Raw genomic sequence first — 589 nt, 5'->3', positions numbered from 1 at the left:
TATTTTTCTTCTTTTCATCCGCTAATTCGCCTGATTCTTTCTTAGCAGATTCAGACTTCGCTTTCAGGAATTTTTTCAATCCTTTTTCGGCTTCTGCTGGAGAAGCATCCTTAGCGATTTTTCCATTTTCTTTTAACATTTCAATCAGACGCTCATCATTGGCAATTGCCAAATCAAATGGTAATCCTGATTCAGAATGAGCCTGAGACTTATGTAAGTCTTTATATGGTTCTAAAGACTTCTCTACCGCACTTGTACTCATAGGCCCGACTGTCAGTGCGAGCGCCAGAGCGGAGGTTAATATTTTACCTGTTTTTTTCAAAGACTTTCTCCCCTTTACTTAATTTTGAAAATTCATATGCTGCATGTACTAATTTATCAAAATTTACAGAATAATCAATCAGAATTTTGGCGTTTTTCAAAAAATAAAGCATATAGACTACATCGGAATTTAAAGCGTTAAAGCAACAATTAGTTCTTTCGATTCACGAAATAAAATATTAAAAAATCACCATAAATAGAGGATTATGCCATTTGTTTATTATAATATAAGGTAAAATGACCTATAAAATTGAAAAGAAAATAAAAA

1 pseudogene is annotated in these 589 nt (G+C 32.4%); it reads right to left on the bottom strand.

Going from position 1 to position 589, the window contains the following annotated elements:
* A pseudogene (locus tag LD39_RS15095) lies at positions 1-322 on the bottom strand (protease); the annotation flags it as partial.
* Positions 323-589: the final 267 nt, after the last annotated feature.

It is taken from the genome of Halobacillus sp. BBL2006 (genome assembly GCF_000786645.1).
In the GTDB taxonomy this organism is placed as follows: domain Bacteria; phylum Bacillota; class Bacilli; order Bacillales; family Halobacillaceae; genus Halobacillus.
The sequence above is the reverse complement of the archived record's forward strand: the minus strand, read 5'-3'. Positions and strand labels throughout refer to the sequence as shown.